Source organism: Planctomycetia bacterium, assembly GCA_015075745.1.
Classification (GTDB): domain Bacteria; phylum Planctomycetota; class Phycisphaerae; order UBA1845; family UTPLA1; genus UTPLA1.
This window is the reverse complement of record JABTTW010000001.1, coordinates 3,019,060-3,044,875: the sequence shown is the minus strand read 5'-3', so window position 1 is coordinate 3,044,875 and position 25,816 is coordinate 3,019,060. Positions and strand designations below refer to the sequence as shown.

General features: G+C 61.6%; 18 protein-coding genes. 7 read left to right on the top strand and 11 right to left on the bottom strand.

All coding sequences use genetic code 11. The annotated features are described in order from the left end of the window. Nucleotides 1-36 precede the first annotated feature (36 nt). The 3 genes from HS101_12080 to HS101_12070 form a co-directional block, all read right to left on the bottom strand. Nucleotides 37-2,250 carry a threonine--tRNA ligase gene (locus HS101_12080; GenBank protein MBE7507001.1) on the bottom strand — a complete coding sequence of 738 codons (2,214 nt, stop codon included), beginning with the start codon at nucleotides 2,248-2,250 and terminating at the stop codon, nucleotides 37-39. Between the two features lie 296 nt (nucleotides 2,251-2,546). Further along, nucleotides 2,547-4,145, bottom strand: a complete 1,599-nt coding sequence (locus HS101_12075; GenBank protein MBE7507000.1) for a SulP family inorganic anion transporter — start codon at nucleotides 4,143-4,145, stop codon at nucleotides 2,547-2,549. 115 nt (nucleotides 4,146-4,260) lie between these two features. After that, nucleotides 4,261-4,902 carry a carbonic anhydrase gene (locus tag HS101_12070; GenBank protein MBE7506999.1) on the bottom strand — a complete coding sequence of 214 codons (642 nt, stop codon included), beginning with the start codon at nucleotides 4,900-4,902 and terminating at the stop codon, nucleotides 4,261-4,263. Nucleotides 4,903-5,747: 845 nt separating this feature from the next. Here HS101_12070 and HS101_12065 point away from each other — a divergent pair. Both HS101_12065 and HS101_12060 read left to right on the top strand, forming a co-directional pair. After that, nucleotides 5,748-6,308, top strand: a complete 561-nt coding sequence (locus HS101_12065) for a sigma-70 family RNA polymerase sigma factor (protein ID MBE7506998.1) — start codon at nucleotides 5,748-5,750, stop codon at nucleotides 6,306-6,308. A gap of 8 nt (nucleotides 6,309-6,316) precedes the next feature. Beyond that, on the top strand, nucleotides 6,317-8,575 hold the full coding sequence (locus tag HS101_12060) for a serine/threonine protein kinase (protein MBE7506997.1): 2,259 nt from the start codon (nucleotides 6,317-6,319) through the stop codon (nucleotides 8,573-8,575). Between the two features lie 33 nt (nucleotides 8,576-8,608). Here HS101_12060 and HS101_12055 read toward each other — a convergent pair whose 3' ends face one another. The 3 genes from HS101_12055 to HS101_12045 form a co-directional block, all read right to left on the bottom strand. Continuing rightward, the gene (locus HS101_12055; GenBank protein MBE7506996.1) at nucleotides 8,609-9,376 is read right to left on the bottom strand and encodes an SIMPL domain-containing protein; all 768 of its coding nucleotides are present in this window, start codon (nucleotides 9,374-9,376) and stop codon (nucleotides 8,609-8,611) included. A 288-nt stretch (nucleotides 9,377-9,664) separates the two neighbouring features. Beyond that, complete coding sequence (locus HS101_12050) at nucleotides 9,665-12,325, bottom strand: hypothetical protein (GenBank protein MBE7506995.1); 2,661 nt, start codon at nucleotides 12,323-12,325, stop codon at nucleotides 9,665-9,667. 406 nt (nucleotides 12,326-12,731) lie between these two features. Beyond that, entirely contained in the window at nucleotides 12,732-13,874 is a 1,143-nt protein-coding gene (locus HS101_12045; GenBank protein ID MBE7506994.1) for a glycosyltransferase, read from the bottom strand. Between the two features lie 116 nt (nucleotides 13,875-13,990). Between HS101_12045 and asnB the strand changes: the two genes are divergently transcribed. Beyond that, nucleotides 13,991-15,931 carry an asparagine synthase (glutamine-hydrolyzing) gene (gene asnB / locus HS101_12040; GenBank protein MBE7506993.1) on the top strand — a complete coding sequence of 647 codons (1,941 nt, stop codon included), beginning with the start codon at nucleotides 13,991-13,993 and terminating at the stop codon, nucleotides 15,929-15,931. A 26-nt stretch (nucleotides 15,932-15,957) separates the two neighbouring features. Here asnB and HS101_12035 read toward each other — a convergent pair whose 3' ends face one another. Further along, entirely contained in the window at nucleotides 15,958-16,680 is a 723-nt protein-coding gene (locus HS101_12035) for a class II aldolase/adducin family protein (GenBank protein MBE7506992.1), read from the bottom strand. 152 nt (nucleotides 16,681-16,832) lie between these two features. Here HS101_12035 and HS101_12030 point away from each other — a divergent pair, with 152 nt between their 5' ends. Next, nucleotides 16,833-18,125, top strand: coding sequence for a DUF1015 domain-containing protein (locus tag HS101_12030; protein ID MBE7506991.1), 1,293 nt, complete (start codon nucleotides 16,833-16,835; stop codon nucleotides 18,123-18,125). Between the two features lie 574 nt (nucleotides 18,126-18,699). Here the strand turns inward: HS101_12030 and HS101_12025 are convergent. Continuing rightward, entirely contained in the window at nucleotides 18,700-18,984 is a 285-nt protein-coding gene (locus HS101_12025; protein MBE7506990.1) for a hypothetical protein, read from the bottom strand. Then, the gene (locus HS101_12020; protein ID MBE7506989.1) at nucleotides 18,981-19,391 is read right to left on the bottom strand and encodes a hypothetical protein; all 411 of its coding nucleotides are present in this window, start codon (nucleotides 19,389-19,391) and stop codon (nucleotides 18,981-18,983) included. The genes HS101_12025 and HS101_12020 overlap by 4 nt, the downstream gene beginning before the upstream one ends. 555 nt (nucleotides 19,392-19,946) lie before the next feature. Here HS101_12020 and HS101_12015 point away from each other — a divergent pair. After that, nucleotides 19,947-20,207 (top strand): hypothetical protein, encoded by a 261-nt coding sequence (locus HS101_12015; protein ID MBE7506988.1) that lies wholly within the window; start codon nucleotides 19,947-19,949, stop codon nucleotides 20,205-20,207. A 15-nt stretch (nucleotides 20,208-20,222) separates the two neighbouring features. On the opposite strand, the gene HS101_12010 is transcribed toward HS101_12015, so the two are convergent. Then, nucleotides 20,223-22,109 (bottom strand): radical SAM protein, encoded by a 1,887-nt coding sequence (locus HS101_12010; GenBank protein ID MBE7506987.1) that lies wholly within the window; start codon nucleotides 22,107-22,109, stop codon nucleotides 20,223-20,225. Nucleotides 22,110-22,256: 147 nt separating this feature from the next. Between HS101_12010 and HS101_12005 the strand changes: the two genes are divergently transcribed. Continuing rightward, entirely contained in the window at nucleotides 22,257-22,802 is a 546-nt protein-coding gene (locus HS101_12005) for a hypothetical protein (protein ID MBE7506986.1), read from the top strand. A 9-nt stretch (nucleotides 22,803-22,811) separates the two neighbouring features. Here the strand turns inward: HS101_12005 and mnmA are convergent, their stop codons facing one another. Then, nucleotides 22,812-23,951 carry a tRNA 2-thiouridine(34) synthase MnmA gene (gene mnmA / locus HS101_12000; GenBank protein MBE7506985.1) on the bottom strand — a complete coding sequence of 380 codons (1,140 nt, stop codon included), beginning with the start codon at nucleotides 23,949-23,951 and terminating at the stop codon, nucleotides 22,812-22,814. Nucleotides 23,952-24,284: 333 nt separating this feature from the next. Between mnmA and HS101_11995 the strand changes: the two genes are divergently transcribed. Then, nucleotides 24,285-25,604, top strand: a complete 1,320-nt coding sequence (locus HS101_11995; GenBank protein ID MBE7506984.1) for an IS1380 family transposase — start codon at nucleotides 24,285-24,287, stop codon at nucleotides 25,602-25,604. The last annotated feature ends 212 nt before the right edge of the window (nucleotides 25,605-25,816 follow it).

Here is a 25,816-nt window from a genome sequence, read left to right as displayed (position 1 = left end):
AGGCGCCCACCTTCCTTTCCATAAGGACCCTGCTCATCATTCGGCCGGTCGCGACCTTCGAGCCGCGAACTCCCGACCCCCGGGATTGTTCTCCTGAACGAGCATCGTCAGGAACATATCCAGGGCCATATTGTCCAGCGTACGACCATCGCGGTCGTTGATGTTCACCGTGCCGGCCGCGTGCTCCTGTTCGCCTACCACGGCGATGTACGGAACCTTCATCTGCCGGGCCTTGTGCTTCTTCGGCCCGATCTTTTCCGGCGAGTCATCCAGCTCAGCACGGATCCCCGCCACTTTCAGAAGCTGATGGACCTTGCCGGCATACTCGGCGCTCTTTTCGCTGATGTTCGCCACGACCACCTGGGTCGGCGATAGCCAGAAAGGAAACGCGCCCTCGAAATGCTCGATCAGAATGCCGATGAATCGCTCCATGCTCCCGAACGGTGCCCGATGCACCATGACTGGTCGATGCATTCGGTTGTCGCGACCCACATACTCAAGGCCGAAATTCTCTGGCTGAATATAGTCAGCCTGAACGGTGCCGAGCTGCCACTCGCGGCCGATGCAATCCTTCACCACAAAGTCGATCTTCGGCCCGTAGAAGGCCGCTTCGCCGATCTCCTCCGTCGCGGTCATGCCGCTGCGTGCCGCGGCAGCGCGAACGGCGGCCTCGGCCTCCGCCCACGCCTGCGGATTCTTGATGAATTTGGCGTCATTTGGATCGTGTAGGCCGATTCGGACCCGATAGTCCTTCAGGTCGAGCATCTCAAGCACGTATCGCGTCAGGCTCAAACAACTCACCAGCTCGTCCTGCAACTGCTCGGGCGTGCAGAACAGGTGCGCGTCGTCCTGCGTGAATCCGCGAACGCGCGTCAATCCCGAGACTTCGCCCGACTTCTCATACCGATAAACCGTGCCGAACTCCGCGAGTCGCACGGGCAGGTCGCGATAGCTGCGCGGCTCACTTGCGAAGATACGAATGTGATGCGGGCAGTTCATCGGCTTCAGCAGAAAGCCGTCCGACGTAGCCAGGTGCTCCCGAATGATCTGCAGGTTTGCGGCCCGGCCCTCGGGCGAACGCTGCAATCGCTTGTTCGGCGGCACGCCCTCGTCGGCGCCGGAAATCTGCGTCCAGATGTTCTTGTCGGCCAGCTTCAATTCGCTGAGCAGTCGATCCGCCTCGGCCGGCCACCCCTCCGCGGGCACGGCCTCGGCAATCACCACCCACAACTCATTCAGCAGCCGCGCCGCGTCGGATTCGTAAAGCGGTGGAAACTGTGCGTCGCGGTAGTAAGGAAAATGCCCGCTGGTGCGATAGAGCTCCAGCCGTCCGATGTGCGGCGTGAAAACCGGCTGGTACCCCTGCTCCCGAAGCTTGTCGCGAAGGTGGTTTTCCAGGAGAAGCCGGATCGTAGCCCCCTTGGGCTTCCACAATATCAGCCCGCTTCCCACCAGCGGATCAACCGAAAAGAGACCCAGCTCCTGCCCGATCTTCCGATGGTCTCGCTTTTTGGCTTCCTCAAGTCGAGTCAAATGCTCAGTGAGCTGCTTCTTGGAGAAAAACGCCGTGCCATAGACGCGCTGAAGCTGCTGCTTGCTTGCATCCCCATGCAGAAACGCGCCGGAAACGCTTAGCACCTTGAACGCTGCGATGCGCCCCGTGCGGGGGACATGAGTCCCCATGCACAAGTCCTCCCAATACGCCCCCGGTTCAGGGCCGGTCACATAAAAGGAAAGGACATCACCCTTGGCCCGCTCAGCATTCTCAACCTTGTACGGATTGCCTTCCTTGCGAACCTTGGTAAGACCCTCATCGCGGCTCATCTCGTAGCGCGTAAAGGGACGGTCTTCGGCCACAATCTTCCCCATCTCTTCCTCAATCTTGAGAAAGTCCTCAGGCTTGAGGCGATGGGCAAGGTCGATGTCGTAATAGAATCCCTCCTCGACCGGCGGGCCATAGACCAGCTTCGTCTCCGGCCACAAACGGCAGATCGCCTCGGCCATGACGTGCGCCGTCGAATGCCGAAGTATCGTCAGGGATTCTTCACTCTTGTCCGTCAATATCTTCAGACGGCAATCGCCCGAAAGCGGCGTGGCCAAATCGAGCGTCACCGGTCCGTGACCAAAGTCGGCGATCACGCCGAGCGCGGCTTTCGCCAGGCCGGGTCCGATCGCCGCGGCTACATCAGCACCGGTACTGCGATCGGAAAGCTCTTTAACCGAGTTGTCTGGTAGCGTGATTCGAGTCATGCGGGTCGTATATCCGGAAAATCGCGTGTCCTCTGAAACCTCGCGAATAATTTACGAAACCGAATTTGCGCGGAGGATGCGCAAAGGCCGACATGCCAGTGATGAACCACTGGCGCAATCACGATGTGTAAGGCTGAGCGAACAAGAACGATCGTTTCGCGGGCATTGAGCGAGTCCTTAATGAAACCGCGCCCATCATAAGGACGAAGCAATTCTCCCGTCAAGCGACGGCCCCGAATTTCGGCTTTTTGGGGGGCGAATTCCCGTTTCATCTGTTACCGCCTGTCATCGGCAACTCAAGTCACCCCCGCGGTCGCCGGAGCCGCCGGCCTCCCGACTTTTCCCGAGTTGTCGTCGTCGGCCGATTCCTCATCCTCTCTCGTTGGACGGAATCGTCCATGTAAGTCATCCCAATCCACGATTAGCCGACCGCCCGTCGCCTCGTGCTGCTTCTCCCAGTTCATGAGCAGGTCAAGGCAGGCATGATCGATGTAAGTGAGGTTTTCGAAGCGGACGTGCAACTCCGTGCTGGGTCGCACCTTGCCGAGTTCAACGGCGATCGCGGGAAGCCGAATAAAGGTCGCCGCTCCGCGAAGCCGCAGCTCCGTCCGGTTCGCGCCAGGAACATCCGTCAGCTTCAGCTCCAGATGCGTAAAAGCATACAGAAGCTTCGCCACCGAAAGCGCCACCCCCACCAGTACACCCGTCAAAAGCCCCGAAACGACAATCATCACGACCGTCGCAATGTAGATAGCGACCTCGCCCCGGCCGTAGTCCGACAGTCTTCGAAGCGATTTGAAGTCAATCAGCTTGTAGCCCGTATAGACCAGCATCGCCGCCAGACTCGACGTAGGAATCAGCCGCAGCACATTCGAGAGCACCAGGATAAACAAGAGTAGCCAGGCGCCATGCATGATCGCCGACATCCGCGTCTTGCCCCCCGCCTCGATGTTCGCCGAGCTGCGCACGATGACGCCCGTCATGGGAAGAGCGCCCAGCAGTCCGCAGAGCATGTTCCCCCCGCCCTGGGCCATCAATTCCCTGTCATAGCGCGTTCGAGCCCCCGTGTGCATCTGATCCACGGCCGTCGCGCAAAGCAGCGTCTCCGCGCTCGCGACAAAGGCAAGGGCAAGCGCCGCGAGCATGATCTCGCCGTTAAGCAGTCGGGCCAATTGCCCGCCCGCCGGCAGAGAGATCTCCGTGAACAGTTGGTCCGGCAGGTCAATACGAATGACCGGCCAATTCATCGCCCATGCAATCACCGTCGCGATGCTGACCGCCACGAGCGGCGCGGGAATCATCCTCAGCTTGCGAGGAACGAGCGGCTTCCACATGATTATGATGAGGATCGTCAGCAGGCCCGTCATCGCGGCCCAATGATGGGTCGAATCATCATTGGGGACGACTCCCTTGAGAATCGCTTCCGGGATGTAGATCAAGTTCTGAAGTCCGCTCCCACGCGGCCCGTCATCAACCATCACGTGAAACTGGCTGCCGAAAATGAGCACGCCGATCCCCGCCAGCATCCCCTTGATCACCGCCGGCGAAACCGCCCGAAACCACTGCCCGAACCCCAGGAAACCCGCGACGATTTGGATCGCTCCCGCCAAAAGCACGATCGGGCCCAATGCCGCGAGCCCGTCCCGCTGAATGATCTCATAGACCATCACCGTCAGACCTGCCGCCGGACCGCTCACCTGAAGTGGTGATCCAGACACCGAGCCGACCAACAGGCCGCCGATGATTCCCGTGATCAGACCCGCCGCCGGCCCCACGCCGGAGGCGATGGAGATGCCCATGCACAGCGGCAACGCCACAAGAAACACGACGATGGATGCTAATAAATCGCCCTTGAACAGCGATGGAAAGTAAGTGGTGGCCCTGTCAGTATTCACTCGGATGACTCCCGAAACGTCATTCGTGCAAGATCAAGAATCAAAACGCAAGCGCGATTGCCGCCGCCCAAGCATGCGACCAACTCGAATTGGTGGATGAGCAACCGCTTTCGGATCAAGCCCGATCCGCGGGAGGCGGACGCGTCAGGGAGAGAAATCGACCGCTCGCCGAGTTATGCTCGCGGATGTTCCCGGTTCCGATCTCGTAGACCCACGCGAACATCTGGAGATCACTCGCCGCAAGCCGCGCGGCAACAGACGGATGCGTCTTGAGGTGTTGAACCTGCATGAGCACGTTCTGCTCGATCGTCACATCCATGCGCTCGGTATCCTTGAGATCGGTAAAGCAGGTCTGCATGATCCGTCGCGTCGTCTCCGCGTAGTGCAGCCAGGAAACGACGGCCGGAAGCTGGTTGAGCTCGCCGCATCTCAGAAGCGCATCCATTGCGCCGCAATTCGAATGGCCGCACACGATGATATTGGGGACCCGCAGCACCGCGACGGCATACTCGATCGTCGCCGCCTCGCTGCCTGGATCGGTGGCGTTGTACGGCGGAACAATGTTGCCTGGATTCCGGAGAATGAACAAATCGCCCGGGTCTGTCTGAGTGATCAGGTTGGGGTGTATGCGCGAGTCGGAACACGTGATGAACAGCGCATTGGGCCGCTGCTGTGTTGCCAAATGTTCAAAGTGTTCCCTCTGCTGGGGGAATATCGTTTCGTGAAAGCAACTGACGCCTTTGCGGATCTTTTCCACGGAAGTCTCCTCGCGGCACGATGTGCCGGGTCAGACCGGACGGCCAAGTATCCTATCACGGAAACCTGGGTAATCGCCGGCTTAATTCTGGTTTAGCCATTCGATGACAATGCGATGCTTTGCGGGTGACGTGTTCTCGATCGGGGGATCAGGTCCGCAGCGGGATGTTGGGCGCGTCGGCCGGATAGCCGGAAAGGGACGCCGCTGAAAATCGCCTGGAAAGTCGCTCGGCGCTGCCCGACGACGACTGTCGAATGCCGCCGACCAGACAATTCAGAATGTTAAGTGGGTCCCTGCGGCGCTTGCTTGCGGAGTGTGCAATGGACGACTCCGCGGCTAGGACCGACGATGCCGACCGACACTCCCCCTTTTCGACAGGAGCCCCCTTCTCTTCTTCGTTGACCGGGATGCCCCGGGAGCCGAAGGGCCCGTTCCCAGGCATGATGGCGGGAGACGCAACAAGCAAGAAGGCACACAGGCCCGCATAGGCCCTCGTCAGAATCACTCGCCGAATTGCTCGGCTGTACTGCCTGTTAAAATCAATCATGCTCGTAGCACTAAACGTACGGAGACCCTTTTCCTTTCGCCGGTTGGCCGGGAACGCCACAAGTCTACCCGCCCGGGCGACATCCAGCAATCACGACCCCAATGATATCGACCCTCAACCAACCGGACCGATATCTGGTCACGGGCAACTCCCCATAATTCTCCAACCCGATTTACAGGCCTCTGTACGGGCATTTACCCGGCACTTTAGGCAATTAAATTACGTCATGACGTTTCGGAGGTTCGTATTTTAGTATTAGTCGGGGACCATTACGTCCCCGCGGCAAGGCGATTGGAATATGGACCTGACATCTGAAAACTCACTCTCCGTTTCCGGGCCCATCGGGACCGTGCGCGAAGACCATGTCGCCGCGCCCGATGCGATCTTTGAGAAGTACAAGGCAGCCCTGCATCGTTTCTGCATGGGTTACCTGGGCGATGAAGCCCTGGCTGAGGAAGTCGCCCGCGAAACCTTCGCCAGATTGAGCGACGGCAGGGAGCTGCCCTCAGGTGACCTCCGCCCCTGGCTCTACAAGGTCGCCCGCAACCATTGCCTCGACATCATGCGCAGGCGGCAGCAGAGCCTAAGCCGTAGCGGCTTCGCCGACGCCGCGAGGCTCGGCGCAGGCCGGCCAACCGGAGCTGTTTATAACGAACGACAGGAATTGATGCGACAGGTGCTGTCCAACATGCCCGAAGAATATCGCAGCGTGCTGATGTTGAAGCACGTTGAAGGATTATCGCGCGCGGAGATCGCCGAAGCGCTGGAGGTCAGTGAGCCCACCATCAAGGGAAGGCTCGTTCGCGCCTCCGAGCACCTTCGTGAGGCCCTCCGCAATCAATCCGGAAGCATCTCATGAGTTGTGATATGTCCCGAGATCGCCTCTGGACCTGGGTCCAGGGCGAAGACGACGACGCAGCCTCGCGCGCGGAGATCTCCGAGCATCTGGAGGTTTGTCTCTCCTGCAAGAGCGAAGTCTCCGACATGCGCGACCTGATCGGCGAATTGCAGAATGTCGCCGTTAGCTGCGCACCGGTCGCAACCGCCGAAGCGCCGCGGGTAATCGGCGACTACCAGATCATCAGGCAGATCGGCCGCGGCGGATCGAGCGTCGTCTACCAGGCCGAGCAGCGCGATACCCGAACTCCGGTCGCCCTGAAAGTCATCGGCACGGGCCCGCGCGTCAGCGATTTTCAGTTCCGCCTCTTCGAACGGGAAGTGCAGACGCTTGCCCGCCTCAATCATCCGGCTATCGCGGCGATGCTGGAAGCGGGTCGATTGGACGACGGAAGCCTCTTCTTCGCCATGGAGCTGGTCCGCGGCGTCGGCCTGCGAGAGTTCGCCGAAGGTCAACGATTCGAAGGGCCCGACGAAAAGCCGCTCACTCTTCGCGAGCGTCTTGTCCTTTTCCGTCGCGTCTGCGAAGGCGTCAGCTACGCCCACCAGCGCGGCGTCACCCATTGCGACATCAGACCCTCAAATGTCCTCGTCTCGGATCAGGCCGCCGGCCATTCGCACGGCGACGATCTTCCCGCCTTTCCGAAGCTGATCGATATAGGACACGCCCGGCTCTTGGGGCGCGACGAAGCCGCACGTCCTACCCACGCCGAAGACGACCGCTACCTCGACTCAATCCCCTACCTGAGCCCCGAACATTCCCAGGGGCAGCAGGATCAGATCGACATTCGCAGCGACATCTATTCGCTCGGGGTCGTCCTCTATGAACTCCTGACCGGTTCTCTGCCCGATGACGCCGGCCGCAACTCGCGACGATCAGCTTTCGGCGCTGCTCACCCTCACCCGGCAATAAAACCTGAATGCCTCAAACGCGCGGTACCCGGCGAATTGGCATCGATCATCCTCAAAGCGATGGAGAACGAACCGCAGCGCCGTTACCAAAGCGCTGCCGCCTTCGCCGACGACATCGACCGCTTTCTGTCAGGCATGCCCATTCTCGCCCGCTCGCGAAGCACGAGTTACCAGCTTCGCAAGCTCGTCGCCCGGCATCGCCTGTCTGTCGGGTTCGCCGCGACGCTGCTCCTCACGTTCGTCGGAACCGGTGTGTCGACGCTGCTGCAGGCCCGCCGCATCTCGACCGAAGCGGCAAGAGGGCAGCGCGTGCAAACGATTCTTGAGTCGTTCTACGAAGCGCCGGACCCGGAGCGCTCAGGGCGGCGCGACGTCACCGTCCTCGAATCGCTCGATGCCAAGGCAAAGACCCTCACGCAGGAACTGGAAGATGATCCTCTGGTCGCCGCGGCAGTTCGCAACACGATCGGAAACACCTACCGCAGCCTCAGCGACCTGCCTTCGGCGGCGCTTCACCTGACCTACGCACTGGAAACGCGCCGCAAGTTGCTCGGCGATGACAACATCGAAACCGCGAAAAGCATGAACGACCTCGGCGTGCTGCGCCTTCTCCAGGGAGAGCCCGACCAGGCTGAGAATCTATGGCAGGCGGCGGTCGCCGTTCGTCGAAACGTCCTCGGTCCCGACCACCCCGACGTTGCGGAGACGCTCAATCATCTCGGCGTCGTCAAGAGCCACGATGACGAACGATTCGAGGAAGCGAAGGCGAACCTGGAGGAGGCCCTCCGCATCCGCCGCAATGTCCTCGCCGCCGTTCAGGCCGACTCCGCCGCTTCACGAGAGATCAGGCTGGCCCGCGACGACGTCGCCCAGACTCTGAGCATCCTGGGCGGCCTCTATCGCATCCGGCACACGCCCGACGAGTTCGCAGACGCCGAGCGCAGCTATCGCGAAGCCCTGCGACTCCAGCAGGAATCGTTCGGCCCCGTCCATCCTCAGGTCGCCAAGGTACACAACAATCTCGGCAAGCTCTTTCAGAGCAAGGGCGAGTTCGACGCCGCCGAACAGTGCTTCCAGACCGCCCTGCGCATCCTCCGCAGTGACCACAGCTACGGCGAGGATCATCAGTACATTGCCCGGCTCCTCTCCAGCATCGCTCAGGTAAAACTGGCAAGAGGTGACATCTCCGCGGCACAGGCCTTCGGCGAGGAGGCCCTCGCCCTTCGCGAAAAACTCCTCGGCCCCACCCATGCCGAAACGACCGAGTCACGCCGATTCCTCGACTCGCTCATCTCCAGTCGCGCCGCCGCCAACTAGCGCGACACATCCTCCGGAAATGTCGAGGAAGCTCTAATCCGCCTCAATCCGAAATCGCACCGACACCACCGCCTGAACGTCCTTGTCGATCGTCCCGGTGTCATAGACGCCGTAGTCGCTCACGTCGGTCGAGTGCGGCTGTGTCACCTGCAGCACGCCCATGTTCGCCCACATCACCTCCGCCACCCGGCAACCCGCCGCCCCCGCGATCTTGTCCGCCCGCGCCCTCGCGTCTTTCGCGGCCTCCTCCATCAGTCCGACCTTCAGCGGCGCCAGGTCCGTGTAGTAATATTCCGGCGAACATGAGATCACGAGTATCCCCTTTTCGATGAGCTGCGTCACCTCTCCGGCCGCGCGAAAGATGCGGTCCACGTCCGGCGTCGTAATCGTGAAACCGCGCGACAACGAGTAAGCGCTGATCTCCCGCGTCTCGTTTCCCTTTGCATCGCGCACGTGATGCTCAACCGTATTGATGGCGTCCTGCACGATCTGCTGAGTAGAGAACCCCTGCTCCCTAAGAAACTCCGCCACATCCCGGACGCCCATGTCCAGCACGGCGAACGCCTCCTTGAGGTCCTTGTGTTCTCCGCGAACGGCAATGTGCCACACCGCCTGATCGGAACGAATCCTCTTGCGAGTCGAGCCTTTGACCGAAATGACCTGCTCTGTCTTGACCGCCTGCGCCCCGCGCTCCACGTAAGCCCGCGAGGCAATCACCGCGCTGGTGGTCACGCTCAAAATCCCGGCGACCACCACCACGGCCGCGGTTATGGCAAAGTTGAATCGAAGATTGTACTCCACCGAGATTCCTCCCTGACGCCGACCCCAATGCGCCGGGCGTTCCTTCGCCCGATCATCCTGCTACGCCCCGCCGCAAAGTTGGTTCGCGCCGCCAGCGCATGGAAATTCCTTCCTATTGGGCATTACACCTGACAAGTAAAAGAGACGAGTGGCACTTCGTCACATGAGATGACGATGCCTATGAAGCTGACGACCAAGCTGGCCTGAGGCTAAGCAGTGGGACGCACCCATTGCAACCGTCGAATGTCTGACGGGCAGACTAGCAAACTTCGGCAATACGCCCCTCGATCACCCTCCGACGAGAATGGATGTAAAATAGGGAACATCGCTGATGTTCACCTCGCTATCAAGGTCGAAGTCATAGATACAAAGCTGTGCCTCGGTTGCGGGCGGGGATAGAAGCGCATCGACAAACGACTGAATCTCAGATCCGTTGATCTGACCATCGAGGCTGCCGGCCCCCAACGCGTAATCTCGGCCCCACTTGGCGATGTGCAGTGCAGTAACCCCCCCCGCCGACGAAAACCAGCCGCCGGCAAAAGCGACTTTCGGCCGCGGACCCGGGCCGTCGTCATCGTGTGCAATGAGACAGCCCTGGCGAATTGCATTGACGCCATAACCGGGAAGTACTTCGAGAGCCCACCATCGCTGCCCATCCCAGCGGCAGGCGCCATACGCCGGTACGGTTCCCGCCAACGACATGCCACCGCCCATCAGGAGTGATGGCGGATTGGGACCTGGCCCGTCGTCATCAAGCGAAGCCATGGCCCGGACGAAATCGTTCACGCCGGTCCCGTTCGTGCCGGCCACGGCTGACCACCCTGACCCATTCCACCGCGCGATGTTGTTCACGGTTACTCCCCCGGCTTGCGCAAAACTGCCGCCCACAAATAGTACCGGGAGGCCCGGCCCGTCGCCGTCTTCGTCATGCACCGCGAGAGACATCACTTCACCGGTAACGCCGAGCCCGAGGGGTCCAAGCAGGCCGGACCAATTCGTGCCGTTCCACTTCGCGATACCGCCGACGAGGACGCCGCTGATGCTGTCGAACTTACCGCCGACGTACAGCGCCTCAGGGTTCGGACCCGGACCGTCGTCATCCCATGTGATCATGCAATTCACACGACGAGGGGCGGCGCCGGCAATCGTTCCCATCGCGGTTAGGCTTGTCCCGTTCCATCGCGCGATTCCCCCTGTCCAACCCCATTCGATGAAGAGCTTCTCGTGACCGGGCCCGTCGCCGTCCTCATCGAATGCAGCCATGGCGTCGACGGCGCCGGAACCCAAAAACGGCACTCCATTGAGCGCCGACCACGAAGCGCCGTCCCATTTCACAATGCCGGAGGTCTCTGAGACGCCACCAAGCCTCGTAAAGAACCCTCCAACAACGAGTACACGAGGCTCGGGTCCGGGTCCATCGATGTCGATCGACACCATCGAGTAAGGGACGCAGTCGCCCGGCGGGACTGTGGAGATGCTGACCCAGTTACTCCCGTCCCATTTCGCGACGTTGTAGCTGCTTGCTTCCCCGATATTGTGAAAGGTGCCGCCGACGTACAGTTCGGGGTAGGAATTCCCGCCTTCGTCATCGTACAACGTCATGGTGGTGATATCGCCCCCGGCGCCGCCCAGCTTGCCGGACGGATTCGGCCACGGACAAAACAGTTGGCCATCATGCTGTGCGATATGGGGGGCGATCACACTACCAGCGCGGTCGAATGCGCCGCCAAATACCAGCGTCGGGCCGGCGGGACCGGATTCGTCCACATCGTGCATCAACATGGCGCGAGTGGGCCCCGAGAAACCCACCTGACCCTGTGTTTGAACCGCTGTCCACGTCGTCCCGGTCCACTTCGCAAAATAGTTGACGACTGTTGAGCCGATGTGGTCGAAGTCCCCGGCTGCGTAGAGAATCGGCGGTGATCCCTCGCCATCAGGCGGAACATACAAAAAGGACCGCACACCCAAAGGAGAAGTCTCCCCCGCCGGCACGATCGAGCTCCAGTTTACTCCATTCCATTTGAGGACTGAGCCATTCACGAAAAGGCCCGACTTGGTGAACAATCCAGCCGCAATGAGCACAGGCTGCTCCGGGCCTTCGCCGTCCAGATCGATGACCTCCATGGCGTAAACGCTGCTATTAACTCCCTGTCCAAGTGCCGACCAACTCGCTCCATTCCAGGAGGCAATGCGATTCACCGTTGTTCCGCCACTGGTGGTGGCAAACTCGCCTCCTGCGATCAACTTGGGTGATCCTGGACCGATGCCGTCCGCATCGAAAACCTTCAACGCGTTGACTTGTCCGCTGACGCCTTCCGGCGAGCCGAGAGCCGACCAATTCACGCCATCCCATTTCACAATGTTATTCGCAGTGATGCCGCCTCCCGACGTAAAACTCCCGCCGATGAACAGCGCGGGAGGGTTCGGGCCCGCATCGTCGTCATCAAACATCGCCAATGCATTGACGACACCGTCCACACCGTTCCCCGAACCATGTGGTAGAGACGACCATGCTGTCCCATTCCAGATCGCGATATGATTCGCCCACACACCGCCTACAGACGTGAATTCGCCCCCGATGATAAGGACCGGATTGTTCGGCCCAGCGCCGTCCAGGTCGACGCTTAAGATCACGTTGACCTTGCCGTTGGTGCCATCAGGATCGCCGGGTGCGCCGATCGGCAACCATTGCGACCCGTTCCACATCGCAATATTTGATGCCGGGGCTTCATCTGTCATGCTGAACAGCCCGCCCACGATCAAATGCGAAGACTCAGGACCGGGCCCATCTGGATCGTACGATGCAAGGGCGTATACGGCCCCATCGATACCCAATATGTGCGTGCCCTTCCATTCTGCTTCGCACTGAGCCATCAAGCGCCCGGACGTCGCCAGGATGCTCAATGCCGCGCAGACAAAGACTGCGACCGAACTTGTGCTCTGTCTCATGGTATTCCTCCCTTTGATCGAACGGCACATTGCTGCCGGCGCGTGAAAATAAATGCCCAGACCCGATGGGGACCGAAGTGGGAATCGAGCCTCGCGTCAATTGTACCTACGCACGGTGGGCGCGAGCAAAGGTTTTTTTGGGGTCGGCCAGTGCCACTTTCCTAGCATGTCCTATGCCGCGATCGACATGCGCCGGCCCTGAGTGCGACATGCCATGTCCATATCAATCGTTAATTGCAGAAGAGAAAAAGCGTTAGGTCGAGATCAAAGTCTTTCAGTATAAACCAATCCCTCGCTCGAGCGCGTCGGTCCCCGGCAATGCTTCGGCTGAACTTGAAACGAGGATCACCCGCACCCAAGCCGCAAAGCGGCCGTTCGCGACATTGATCGAGATGAGTACTAATACTTATTCACGGATCGCCCGCTCGTAGAGTTTGACATACCGCGGAATCAATCCCCGCCAATCGTATCGCTCCCGGGCCAATTCCCGAGCGCGACGCGACATCTCCCGCCGGGCGTCTTCCGATGCAACAATGGGCTTAAGTGCCGAAGAAATGGCACCCCGATCCGCCTCGACAATCCGGCCGGCCCCGCCCGCTTCCACTTCCGGCATGTTACAAGCCTCCGAGATGACCACCGGCACCCCCGCCGCCAGCGCCTCAACGATCGACATCGAGAGCCCCTCGCTCATGCTCGGCTGCAAAAGCACGCCCGCCCGGCCGAGCAGCGACCGAACCTCCTCCCGTGAGAGCAGACCCGTGAACGTGACGCGATCCGTCATCTTCTTCCGGGCAACGGCGGCCCCGAGCATCCGCTGCATCCCCACCTCGTCCGGCCCAGCAATGACAAAGTGCCAATCCTTCGCCGCCGCAAACGTGTCGAATGCCCCCTGAAGCGCCTGAACGATACCCTTCTGAGGATGAATCCGCCCGATGAAGACCAGCAGGTTGCGCCCCGAAAGCTCCGGGAATCGGGACTCAATCGCCTCAGCCGACGGCAGTTGCTCGAACTCCGCAACATTCAGCCCGTTGGGAATGACCTCAATACGCTCGTTGAAGCCAAGCTCCCGCATGGCCCGCGCCTCCCCGTCTGCCAACGCGTGCAGAAACTTGGCCCCGCGCAGGTTGGCATGCTCAAAAAGCCAGCCCGCGGGAAGCTTCTTCCAACGGCTGCGGCGCCACGCCCACGGCATCATCATGCTGTGAGGCGTCATGATGTAAGGCTTCCCGATCTTGCGAGCCGCCTTCCCCGCCGCCCAGTTCTGACCGGTCCACAGGCCGTGCAGGTGAACCACGTCCGCGCTTTGGATGAGCTCGCCGACCCGTGCCGAAAAGTCCGCCGACTTTCCAAATCGCGAACCGTCCAGCGAGGCAAACCGTAGGACTTCCACGCCTTTGACTTCTGGGGGTGCGCCGTAGCGCCCGCCCGCGAGTGTCGCGATGCGGCAAGTCTGCCCCGCCTTCGCCAGTTCGGCGGCGAGCATCGGCAGCACCCGCGCGATGCCTCCCCAGGCCGGATCGAGCGATTGAACCACATGCAGAATCTTCATCGCTCGCTAGCGTAGCTCAGGACACCGGATCGTGAAAGCAAGCGCACGCGGTGGCCGCCCAGCCGGGATCGAAAGTCGTTTTGACATTTGTGGCATTTGCCGTTCCTCTGCGCCCTATGTGCGGAATCGCCGGATACCTTCGACCAGACGCCGCGCCGGACGAAGCGATGCTGCGCGAGATGTGCGCAAGACTTCGGCACCGGGGACCCGATGGCGACGACATCTGGGTCAATCGCGCAGCCGGTCTCGGCCTCGCCCATACGCGGCTCAAGGTCCAGGACCTGACCCCGGCCGCCGATCAACCGATGACCAGCGCCGATGGCAAAGTCACGCTGGTCTATAACGGCGAGATCTACAACTTCCGCGAACTGCGCGACGAGCTCCGCGCCGCCGGCGCCTTTTTCAAATCGACCGGCGACACCGAGGTCCTGCTGGAGCTGTGCCGCCGCGACCCGGAACTGTCATTCCTCCCCAATCTCAACGGCATGTTCGCCTTCGCCCTCTGGCGCAGCGACGACAAAACGCTCACCCTGGTCCGCGATCGAACAGGCGTCAAGCCGCTTCTGCACGCCGAGCTGCCCGGCGGAGGCATCGCCTTCGCATCGGAATTGCACGCACTTCGCCCGGCCACGAATAATCTGGTAATGGACCCCACGGCTGTCGTCCAACTGCTGACGCTCGGCTTCATCGCCGCCCCGCGCACCATCTTCACCGGCGTTCAAAAGCTGCGACCCGGCCACTCGTTGCGATACCAATCCGGCAGAATTGAGATTCGCGCTTGGGCGCCGCCGATCTCGCCTGCAAGGTCCGCCGCACCCGACGCCGCTTCATCCTTCCGAGAAGCCTGCGCTCAGATTCGCTCCACTTTCTCCAACGCCGTTAGTCAGCGGCTTCTCGCCGATGTCCCCGTCGGCGTCTTCCTCTCCGGCGGGATCGACTCGGCGATCGTGACCGCCGTCGCGGCCAAAACCTCCGACCGTCGCGTACGCACCTTCTCCGTGTCGTTCCCCGACAATCCCTTCTACGACGAGAGCCGCTACGCAAAGGCCGTCGCCGACATGCACGACACCGATCACACTGTGCTGCCGTTGTCACTGTCCGACGTGCAGAACATCATCCCCACCGTCCAGCATCATGTAGGTGAGCCGTTCGCCGACAGCTCCGTCCTGCCGACCTATCTGCTCTCCCGCCTCACGCGCGAGCATGTCACCGTGGCCCTCAGCGGTGACGGCGCCGACGAACTCTTCGCGGGCTACAACCGCTACGCCTCGGCCACCCTGAATCAGCGCATCGGGTGGCTCGCTCGAACGCCCCTCTATGCCCCGCTGCGAAGCCTCATTGAGCGCTTGCCCTCGCGGCGAGAGACGAAATGGGGAGGCATCTTCTCCCAGGCCAAGCGGGCCATCCGCTCCATGGACCCGGGCCCGGCGCATCGCCAGGCGAATTGGATGCGCACCAGCGACGACCGCACCCTCACGCGTCTGCTCGCCGACCAATCGACCGCCCCGGAGCTCATTGAGGCCGTCGTGCAGTTACTCTGGCACTATCGACCGCCCGGCTCTGGCGACGGCGACCTGAATGCCCATCTCGCCGTTGAATGGCAAACGTCGCTCCCCGACGACATGCTCACCAAGGTCGATCTCGCCTCAATGGCCCATGGCCTCGAGGTGCGATCCCCATTCCTCGACTATCGCCTCGTGCAAAGCGTCTTCGCCATGCCCTGGCAGTGGAAGCTGGCCGGCTGGAAGAAGAAGCACCTGCTCATCGAGGCCTTCAGGGACATGCTGCCGCCGCTTTTGCACGATCGGCCGAAGAAGGGCTTCGAGGTGCCGGTCGGCGTCTGGCTGCGCGGCCCGCTGAATGACTTCGCCCGACAACTCATCGCGGATGACAAGTGCTTCTTCGGGCCACTCCTGTCGCGCGAGGGCGCGATGGCCACATTGAACGAGCATTCCTCCGGCCGGGCCGATCACAATTTCTGTCTGTGGGCGTTGGTCTCGCTATTGGCGTGGCAGCAGCATCACGCGGCGGGCATCGAAGTCGCGTCGGGCGAGTAACGGCGGAGAGTGCCAACGATACGGCACTAGTACCGCTCGTTGCTCTTCGGCTTGATCGACGGAATCGAAACCCCCGGCGTGCAACTGGGCGGCACATCGCTCGCTCGGCCGATCCCCATCGACTCGCGCAGCGCCGCCAATTTCGCCACTTCCTCCGGCGGCAGTCGCCGGGCACTGCCGAGCTGGTGAGCCAGCACCATCGTATAGGCCCCGTGCTCCAGCTTCTCCAGCTTGAAGAAGGCGTCGTTCAGCGACTTCCCGACGGTAATCGACCCGTGTCGATCGAGCACCAGCGCGTCGTATTGCCGGATGAGTTCGCGCACCACCACCGCCCCCTCCGTCGTGGCAGGCGTCGCGTACTGCGTGACCGGCACCCGGCCGAACGCCAGAATCACCTCCGGCAGCGCGCACGGGTCCATCTCAATCCCCGCGACGGTGAACGCGACGGTCGCCGGCGGGTGCGCGTGGATGACGGCCTGGGCGTCGGGGCGCTCGCGATACGCCTCGATGTGCATCCATCGCTCGCTCGATGGGCGGCCGCGCCCGAGGATGACATTTCCGGAATGATCGATCAGCACAAGATCGGCCGGCTCCAAAAGTCCCAGGCACGAGCCGCTCGGCGAGATCAGCAGCCGGTCGCCGGTCATGCGCGCGGAGATGTTTCCGTCGGTGCCGCCGACGAGCCCTTTGTCGTAGACCCGCCGCGCGACCTCGCACATCTCGCGCCGAATTGTCCAGTCGCTGCTCATCCGCCTTCTCGCAAACCGGGCACGATACCGCATCGTCCGTGGACTCGAAAGCCGACGCCTCCCCCCGCTGCAAGGGTGATCGCTGGACACGGCCGGTCATTCGTCGGATCATGAGTCCATAAAGAGACACGCCCATCCACCCGAGGTCCGCCATGGCACACATCGAACCCTTCACCGCGCTGCGATTCACCGAACGCGACGTCAGCAACCTGATCGCCCCGCCCTATGACATCCTCGACGACACCGACAAGGCCGCCCTGCTCCGAAAGGACGACCATAACATCGTCGCCATCGACCTGCCCCATGTGCCGCCGAAGACCGCCGGGCCGGACGAAGTCTATCAGCGCGCCGCCGGCGAGATGACGAGCTGGCTCGACATTCGCTGCCTCGCTCGTGATGAGCTGCCCGGCCTCTACGTCTACCATCAGTCTTACAAACTCGGCAAGAAGACCCTCACCCGCAAAAAGTTCTTCGCCCGACTCCGCCTCGAGGAGTTCGGTCGCGGGCAGGTCTTCGCCCACGAGCAGACTTTCGGCGGGCCGAAGGAAGACCGGCTCAAGCTCACGGCCGCGACGCGCTGCAACGTCAGCCCCATCTTCGGTCTCTATCCCGATCCCGCCAACGAGGTCGCCGCTCTGCTCGGCGAGGCCATCGACCATCGCGAGCCGGATCAGGCGGGCATTCTCGACGGCATTCAGAACGTCCTCTGGGCCGTGACTGATCGCGCGATCATCGAAGAGGTCATGGCCAAGATGGCCGACAAGCCCGTCTTCATCGCCGACGGGCACCACCGCTACGGCACGGCGCTGATGTATCGCGCGCAGCAGGTGGCCGAGTCCGGCGAGCCGCCCGAGAGCGACCCGGTCAATTACGTCCTCGCCGTCCTCGGCGGCATGGAGGACCCCGGCGCGACGATCATGCCCTACTTCCGCACCATCACCGGCGTGCCAAAGATCACGCCGGATGCGCTGCGGCAGGCGCTGGCCGGCTTCTTCAACTGGGAGGTCGTCAAGCGGCCCAAGGACGAAGACGCCCTCGCAACATTGCTGACCTCAGCCGGGCCCGGTTCGATGGCGCTTTACATCGGCACCGGCGACGTCTGCGCGACGATCGCGCCGACGAAGGCCGACCTGCTCGCCGAGCTCGAACCGAAGCGCAAGGCGGCCTGGCGAACCCTGCCGTACAGCGTCCTGCACCGGCTGATCATCGACGAAATCATCACGCCGAAGCTCTGCGGCGGCACGGCCCCGGCGATCCACTATCACAAGACCATGATGGAGGCGGTCAACGACGCGACCGTCTCGTCCGGCATCGCCTGCCTCATGCCGGCGACGACCATGCAGCAACTCCGCGACATCTGCACGGCCGGCGAACTTATGCCGCAGAAGTCGACGTATTTTTATCCCAAGCTCGCGACGGGGATGGTGGTGAACCCGCTGTATTAGGGGCTGGGGCATTGGGGATTCTCCCAGTCGGGGGGGCCTGCAAGCAGGCAGAGAGTAGGAGTAGAACAGGAGAGCAGGAGAGCAGGGTGAGTGCGGGGCCGGTGTCGGGTCGTTGGCATGGCGGCGATGCCGGGGCCGGAATCGGGATTCGGGCGGGCGCAAATCCAAGGTGACATAAGGTGACACAAGCCTCGCGGGAATTGTGCCAACACTTGTGGCGGGCAAGGGTTGGGGCGCTTCGATTTTCCGGCGGTTTTTTGAGAAAAAGGCCTGAGACTTGAGGCCTGGGGCCTGCGGCGCGGCGGGGTCGAAGGCTGGAAATCGGGCCTGAGGTTTGAGGCCCGGGGCTTGAGAATTGGTCTGGGCAGGCCAGTGGCATCGAGCATTTCCTCGCGGGGTGCAAGTGAATTGGGCTCTATATGTGAATTCTTGCTCAGCGCCCGCGCCTTTGAGAGTGAAATTAGGGACGCGGCGACGCCGAAATCTTGATTAGAAGAAGGGAAGAGAATTCCAAGGTAAACGGTGCGAGCAAAGAATCGCGCACTAGCAAGGACTTGATCTGCGCAAGTTGCTGTTAGCCTGCTCGCCGTTCCTGACTTAATGATTCGTTTGGACCACCAAAGTCGAGATCAAGCCTGGGTAAACGGCCGGACTTGCGGAGCATAAGCATCCTTCGAAAGACCTCGCCCTTTGATCGCTTTTCTCCCGCTTTCAGCAACTCGTCGTATATCTGATCGAATGTCTCGGAATACGCCAGCGCATCCACGGTCGTTGCGTGTTGCACATAGAGGGCGATCAGGAGTTGGTCCAGCCTCCCCAAATCACCTTGCTCGTCGAAATCTAAAGGTTGTGTGCTCATGACTCCTCCATAAGCATAGCACGGGCCCGCCAGGAGGCAACGTTTGCAGCCCCTTCTAAGCTCCGAAAAAGGCTTCGCTCATTGAGTCCCATGCCTTCCAGCCGGGCCAAAACCGTCTTCCGCTCCTTCGCAGGAAGAATGAACTTTCGAATCGTTTCGTCTGGGAGGGTCAGCATGTCGAAGGGATACCGGACGTCAATAAACACGGAGCGTTGCTCGATAGCGCGAGGAATCAATCGAATTGCACGGTGGTCGTCAATGATTTCCACATCGTCGCCAAATGGACCAATGGCCTCTTGAAGATCAAGGCACCACACCGCAACATTGCTAGGCGGTTCCGGAGAATCGTGTATCTCGTCGCGTAATGCAAAAAAAGCTGCAACGTACGGCGATCGTGTCCAGTCCATGATCGTCGACGGCAGGCCATGATGGCGGGCGGAAAGGGGTATAGCTTCCTCTCCCGGTTCACTGGGAATGCCGCCAAGTGCGGAAGCCTGCTCTCCAAAAGTCTGTAGCAAGAGTAGCCGCGCTCGCTATCGGTCCTTCAAACCGTATTTCTCGAGGTACCGATCAAGTGTCGTCGTGAGCAGCCACTCCGCATTCGCATGGCCTCGAAACACAAACCGATCACGGTCGATCGGCCTCTTCTCAAAAAATCCGTCGAGCCGTAACTCGAAGGTCTTCCATGTATCACAAGGGCGATCAATCATGTTGGACTACTAACTCGACTTGCTGGCCTCAGGAACGACCGCTCCCATTCCAGTTGCGTCCGCAGGCTAGGGCACGCGCATTGGCGATGCGAGTGACAGTAGAATAGCCCTCACGATCGCTACCTTCAATGGGTAGTCTGGCGAAAGCTACGATGCCAATTTGACATGGTTCCTTGTCCCGCCCAATGGCACTAATTGGTCATTCACCTGAGACGAGACCGACAAACCATATAAGGCGGAATAACTCTGATTATGAAAACAAAGCAATCATGGACACTTCTAGACATGGCAAAAGCGAGATTCCTACCTCGCACCAACGTGGAATCGGTGATCATTGAACGTCAAATGAACTCGCAACTCGACATTTTGAAAGCAAAGATAGATGAAGGCTTGGACGAAGCCCGGCGCGGCGAGCTTGTTGATGGTGAGAGGTTCATGGCTCGCGTAAAGAAACGCATTGAGGAAGCGGCTGCTGCCCGCCCTCGTACGCGGCCTAAGAAGCGGCGAAAATGAGCAATTGAATCGAAATCACCCCGCCGCGAGGATCGGCAGGGCGAACCCTTTCTTCGCCCCGTCGTCTCCGACGTGCATGCCGTAGGCCTCCATCGAGTCCGGCGGGATGGCCGTCGGGCGCTTGGTCTCGATCTCGTCGGGCCGGGCCTTGACCATCGGCAGCTTCGAGCCGGGCACTTCCTGGCAGCGCTTCACCGGGCCGCGCCACAGCCGCCAGCCCCAGATGAGAGAGTCGAGCGTCGTCTTGGCCAGGGCGGTCATGCCGATGATCTGCATGCCGATGTCCGCGCCGGCGAGGCGCTGCTTGGGCCGAATCATCGCCCCCAGCAGGCTGATCGGGTTGTAGAAAGCGCCGTAGCCGAGGATGAGGTTGGCCTGCTTGCGCCAGGGCTTGCCCTCGCTGGTGGCGACGACGTGATTGCCGTCGAAGCGGGCCTCATCGACGCGATGGCCGGCGACCTCGCTGAAGACCATCTTCTCTTTGTAGGGCGTGTCGAAGTAGTTGGTGCCGACGGCGGGCGTCAGCACGGTGATCTGAATGCTGATGGCGCCGTGCTTGCGCAGGTAGCGCACCTGGTTGTAGAGGCCGTAGAGCTTGCCCGGCGTGTAGAGCGGCTGGCCGTCGTGGTGCATCATCATCGGCATGGGGCACAGGCCGTTGGCGTTCATCTCGGCGAAGACCTCTGCGGTCTTGGTGCCGGCCTGTCCCTTCTTGACCATGGTGCCGGTGAGGTCTTCGACGCCGAACCACAGGGCCCGCAGGCCCGACTGGCGCATCTTGGGCATGAGGTCGATGCACTTGTAGGCGTCGTGAATGGTGGCCTCGGTGGCCCAGCGGACCTTCTTGTGGAAGCGCAGGCCGTCGATGCGGCGCGTGGCGAGGTGATTGACGATCTCCTCAACGGTCTCGCGGCGGTTGAGGAAGTTGTCATCGGTGCCGAAGAAGTTGCGCAGGCCGTACTGCTGATTGAGCAGGGTCATCTCGTCGCCGAGACGCTCGGGGCTCTTGAAGCGGAAGGTGTTCTGGTTGTAGGCGGGGATCGGGCAGTAGCTGCACCGGAACTTGCACCCCTGGGTCATGATGAGCGAGTTGATCCGGGCGCGCTTGGTGATCTGCTCGCGCGACAGCGGCGCCGGGGCGAGCGTCTTCTTTTTGTGCGGCGGCTCGACCCGCGAATAGGCCGCCAGCGGCAGAGGCAACTCGTCGAGATACTGAACGAGCCGCTGAACGCCGGTGTCAACGAGGTGCGCCTCGCGCCCGCCCGGCGGGTCGATGCGATAGACCAGGCCCGGCACGTTCTCCAGGGCTCCGCTCTCACGGGCGCGGATGAAGGCCTGCCGCGCCGAATCCCCGGTGCCCATGTGGGCGAGGATCGTCTCGATCAATTGGAGCATCACATAGGATTCGCCGGTGACGCAGCAGTCGGCGTTGATCTTGCCGCCTTCGCCGCGGCCGAAGTAGTCCCACGGCTCATAGATGGACTTGGGGCCGCCGCACAGAATGAGCGGCCGCTTGTCTTCGGGAATGGAGCAGGCGTCGGCCACGAGGTCGTAGGCGCGCTGGGCGTGAATCTGCATGCTGCTGACGAGGAGGATATCCGGCGGCCGATTCTCCATGAGGGCATGGGAGGGCCTGACATTCGGCGACCAGAGCTGGAAGACGACGCGCGCCTTGGTGAGGCCGGCGCCGTCGAGGGAGTCGGCCACGGCCCGGACGCCCGCGGGAATGATCCGCCAGTCGGCAAAGAGGAACGGCAGGAGGCGCGTCCGGTTATCGAAGGCGTACATGATCAGCGCGGTCAATCCGCGCATCTTAGGATTGGCGGCGAGCCGCTGGCTGAGTTCCCGATACCCCCCCGGCCTGATGTACTCGTCGCCCAGAGGGCGTTTCGGTAGTTCCATAAGTTGAGGAAGATAGCCTCGAATGTGGGGGTTTGCAATATAAACCGCTGTTTTTTCAAAGGATGCGGCAGGGACTCTCAGAAACGCGAATCCTGTGGGGTGGCCCAAACGCGGATTGTCTCTAGACGGATCAAGGGATAAAACTCGGTGTTGGATGGAGAAGGCGCCATCCGGCCGATGGAAAAGACGGGAGCAAGGTGTCGAGTGGATTCCAGCCAGCGAGAAATAGCGAACGACGCCATCGCCCTTCGTCGGAAGGTTGTCTTCTGGCGTCGCGTGGTGTGGATGATCCTCGGCGCCGCGGCCATCCTGCTTACCGTGGTGTGGAATCGATATGAGACACGGCGCCGGGAGTGCCGCGACACGCTGCTTTACAACGCGGAACTGGCGAAGAAGGTGGACCTCGCCCACGAACACGTGAGCATCCTCGAGCAGCAGTGGCAGATGTTTGACATTCCGTCCAAGGGCAGTTCGCCGCGCCATTATGACCTGATCGCCCGAAACTGGGCGGTGATCCCCGCCGCCGGTGAGAAGGTACCGCTCGCCGTATGCGCCGACGCGCATCTGGACCTGTTCACGCGCGGAAGGCACGTGCTCTTCAACACGCTCGAAGGGATGCGCGTGGACTGGCTGTCGGACGAAGAGGCGCAGTCGATCGTCGAGATGGCCCGCAAAGACAACCCCCACAAGTAGCGCGCGGCGTCAGTCGATCCAGCCGCCGCCGAGCACTTCTTCATCGTGATAAATCACCAGCGCCTGCCCCGGCGTGACCGCCCACTGCGGCTCATCGAACGAGACCTGCACGCGATCGCCTGTAAGCGGCTCAATCGTCGCCGACGCGGCCTCGTGGTTGTAGCGGATGCGCGCGCTCGCCTGGAAGGGCGCGGTGGGCCTTTCGCCGATCCACTGCATCCGCGAAGCAAGCGTCGTTGCCTGGGAAATCGACTCCGCCGGGCCGATGGTCACCGTCTGACTCTCCGGGTCGATCCGCGAGACATAAACGGGAGAGCCCGTGGCGATGCGCAGCCCGCGTCGCTGGCCGATGGTGAAATTCGGCAGGCCGGCATGTCGCCCGAGCACGCGGCCATCAACGTGACGAATCTCGCCCTCGATGAATGCATCGGGTCGGCGCTCTCGAACCACGCGGGCATAGTCTCGATCCGGCACGAAGCAGATGTCCTGCGATTCCGCCTTGTCGTGAACGGCCAGGCCAAGCCTGCGGGCATGTGCCCGGACTTCCGCCTTGGTCAGATCGCCGAGCGGGAAGAGCGTTCGCCGGAGAATTTCCGACGAAACGCCGAAGAGGACGTAGGACTGATCCTTCGCGCTGTCCCGGGCGCGCAGAAGTCGCGGCCGATCGCCGGAGTTATCCACTCGGGCAAAATGGCCGGTGGCGATCAGATCGGCGTCGATGGCGTTCGCATAATCGATCAGCCTTCCGAACTTGAGCCACTGATTGCACATGACGCAGGGATTCGGCGTCCGCGCGGCGGCATACTCATCCGCGAAGTACTGCTTGAGGCGGCTGAAGTCTTCCTCGAAGTTCAGGGCATAAAAGGGAATGCCCAGTTCTCCGGCCACGACGCGCGCATCGGTCGCATCCGCCGCCGAGCAGCAGCCTCGATGTCGCGGCTCGACCGGCGTCGTCGAGCGAATCGGCAGAGAGAATGTGCTCTCGGTCGAACCGCCTGTCTTGCAGGCCCCGACCGGCTCGGGATCGGCGGCGCCGAGGCGCATAAAGACGCCGACCACGTCGTAACCCTGCTCGTGAAGGAGGCAGGCCGCGACGCTGCTGTCTACTCCGCCGCTCATGGCGACCAGCACTTTCGGCTTCACACTCATGCATACCAGTTTAGGGATCGCGAAATGAGGCAGCAAACCCAGCCCGCCAGGCGGCCCCGCGACGCGCAATCTGCCATTACCCGGCACCCAGGGCATAAAGCCGGCCTATATCCCACTCTCACCCCCCGCAAAAGCCTCAAGCTGCCCGCACGACGCTCGCAGGCAAGTCGTGAGACCTCCGGTTGCCACGTGGGGGCTACCCCGAATATTTCATCAGGTCGGCGTTGAATAGGAATAGAAAAAGCCTCGAAGCCTTGTAGACTGGGGTTTCTTAAGAACATTCCGGTCCATAGGCAGGGAGGCTTTTTCGTGACAGACTGTAACAGCAAACCGATGTTCTTTTCCAGTCTCGGCCGCAAGAAAATCGTGGCCGATTTCACAGGCGGAACGCTCACCTCAGACGCCGGGGGTCTGCTGCTTCGGGAGGTCGAGCGGCGTCTGGGCCTGGTCGATCAACTGGCCGGGGTCATCAACGACCCGCGTGATCCGGCCCGAATTCAACATGACCAGCGGGTCATGCTGGCCCAGCGCATCTTTGCCATTGCGATGGGCTACGAAGATCTCAACGACCATCAAGCCCTGCGGAGCGATCCCGTGCTGGCGGTCCTGACCGGGCGGCCGCCGAGCGCGGATGAGCCGCTGGCCAGCAGTCCGACCTTGTGCCGGCTGGAGAACCGCGTCACGCGCGGCGACCTGGCACGAATGTCGCGTGTGCTGGTGGAGCAGTTCATCGCGTCCTATGAATCGCCGCCGGAGGAATTGATCCTCGACTTCGACGCGACCGACGATCCGATCCACGGCAACCAGGAAGGCCGCTTCTTCCACGGCTATTACGACCACCACTGCTTCCTACCGCTGTATGTGTTCTGCGGCTCGCGGCTGCTGGTCTCCTACCTGCGGCCCAGCAACATCGACGGGGCCCATCACGCCTGGCCCATCCTGAAGCTGCTGGTGCAGCGCTTGCGACAGGCGTGGCCCGGGGTGCGGATCATCGTCCGCGGGGATTCCGGCTTCTGCCGCCGGCGAATGATGAAATGGTGCGACCGGCACGGCGTCAAGTACGTGCTGGGCCTGGCCCGCAACACCGTCCTGGAGAAAGCGGCCGAGTCCTTCATGCAGGCGGCCGAGGCCCAGTTCGCCACCACGCAGCAGAAGGTGCGGAACTTCCACGAGATCGAGTACGCGGCGCAGACCTGGGATCGCCCGCGCCGCGTGATCGTCAAGGCCGAGCGGCTGGTTCAGGGGCCCAACGTTCGATTCGTGGTGACCAACCTGACCGACCGCACGCCGAACGATATCTACGACGGTCTGTACACGGCCCGCGGCGACATGGAGAACCGCATCAAGGAGCAGCAGCTCGGGCTCTTCGCCGATCGCACCAGTTGCCACGCCTTCCTGGCCAATCAGTTCCGGCTGCTGTTGTCCTCGGCGGCCTACGTCCTGGTGGAAACGCTGCGCCGCACGGCCCTGGCCGGCACCGAACTGGCCGAGGCCCAGGTGAACACCATTCGCCTGAAACTCCTCAAGGTCGCCGCGCGGGTGGTCGTCTCCGTGCGCCGCGTCGTACTGCGACTGTCGAGCAGCTGCCCCCTGCAGGACCTGTGGCGATCCCTGGTTCCACGACTCCGCCTGATCCCGCCCGCCCCATCATGACCCGAAAAACAACCTGATCACCGCTTGGGGGTAAGGGGGCCCTGCGCGCCCCAACCTCCACCTTCATCCCTCCGCTCACGCACAAAGCCGAAAAACTCCGTCCATCACCATTCGAAGATCACTGATGAAATATGCGGGCTACTGAGGCGATCACATGGGGAGTTCGCTAAAAAGGGGCGATTCAATTTCGGATTCCTAAACAAGCCTTAAAT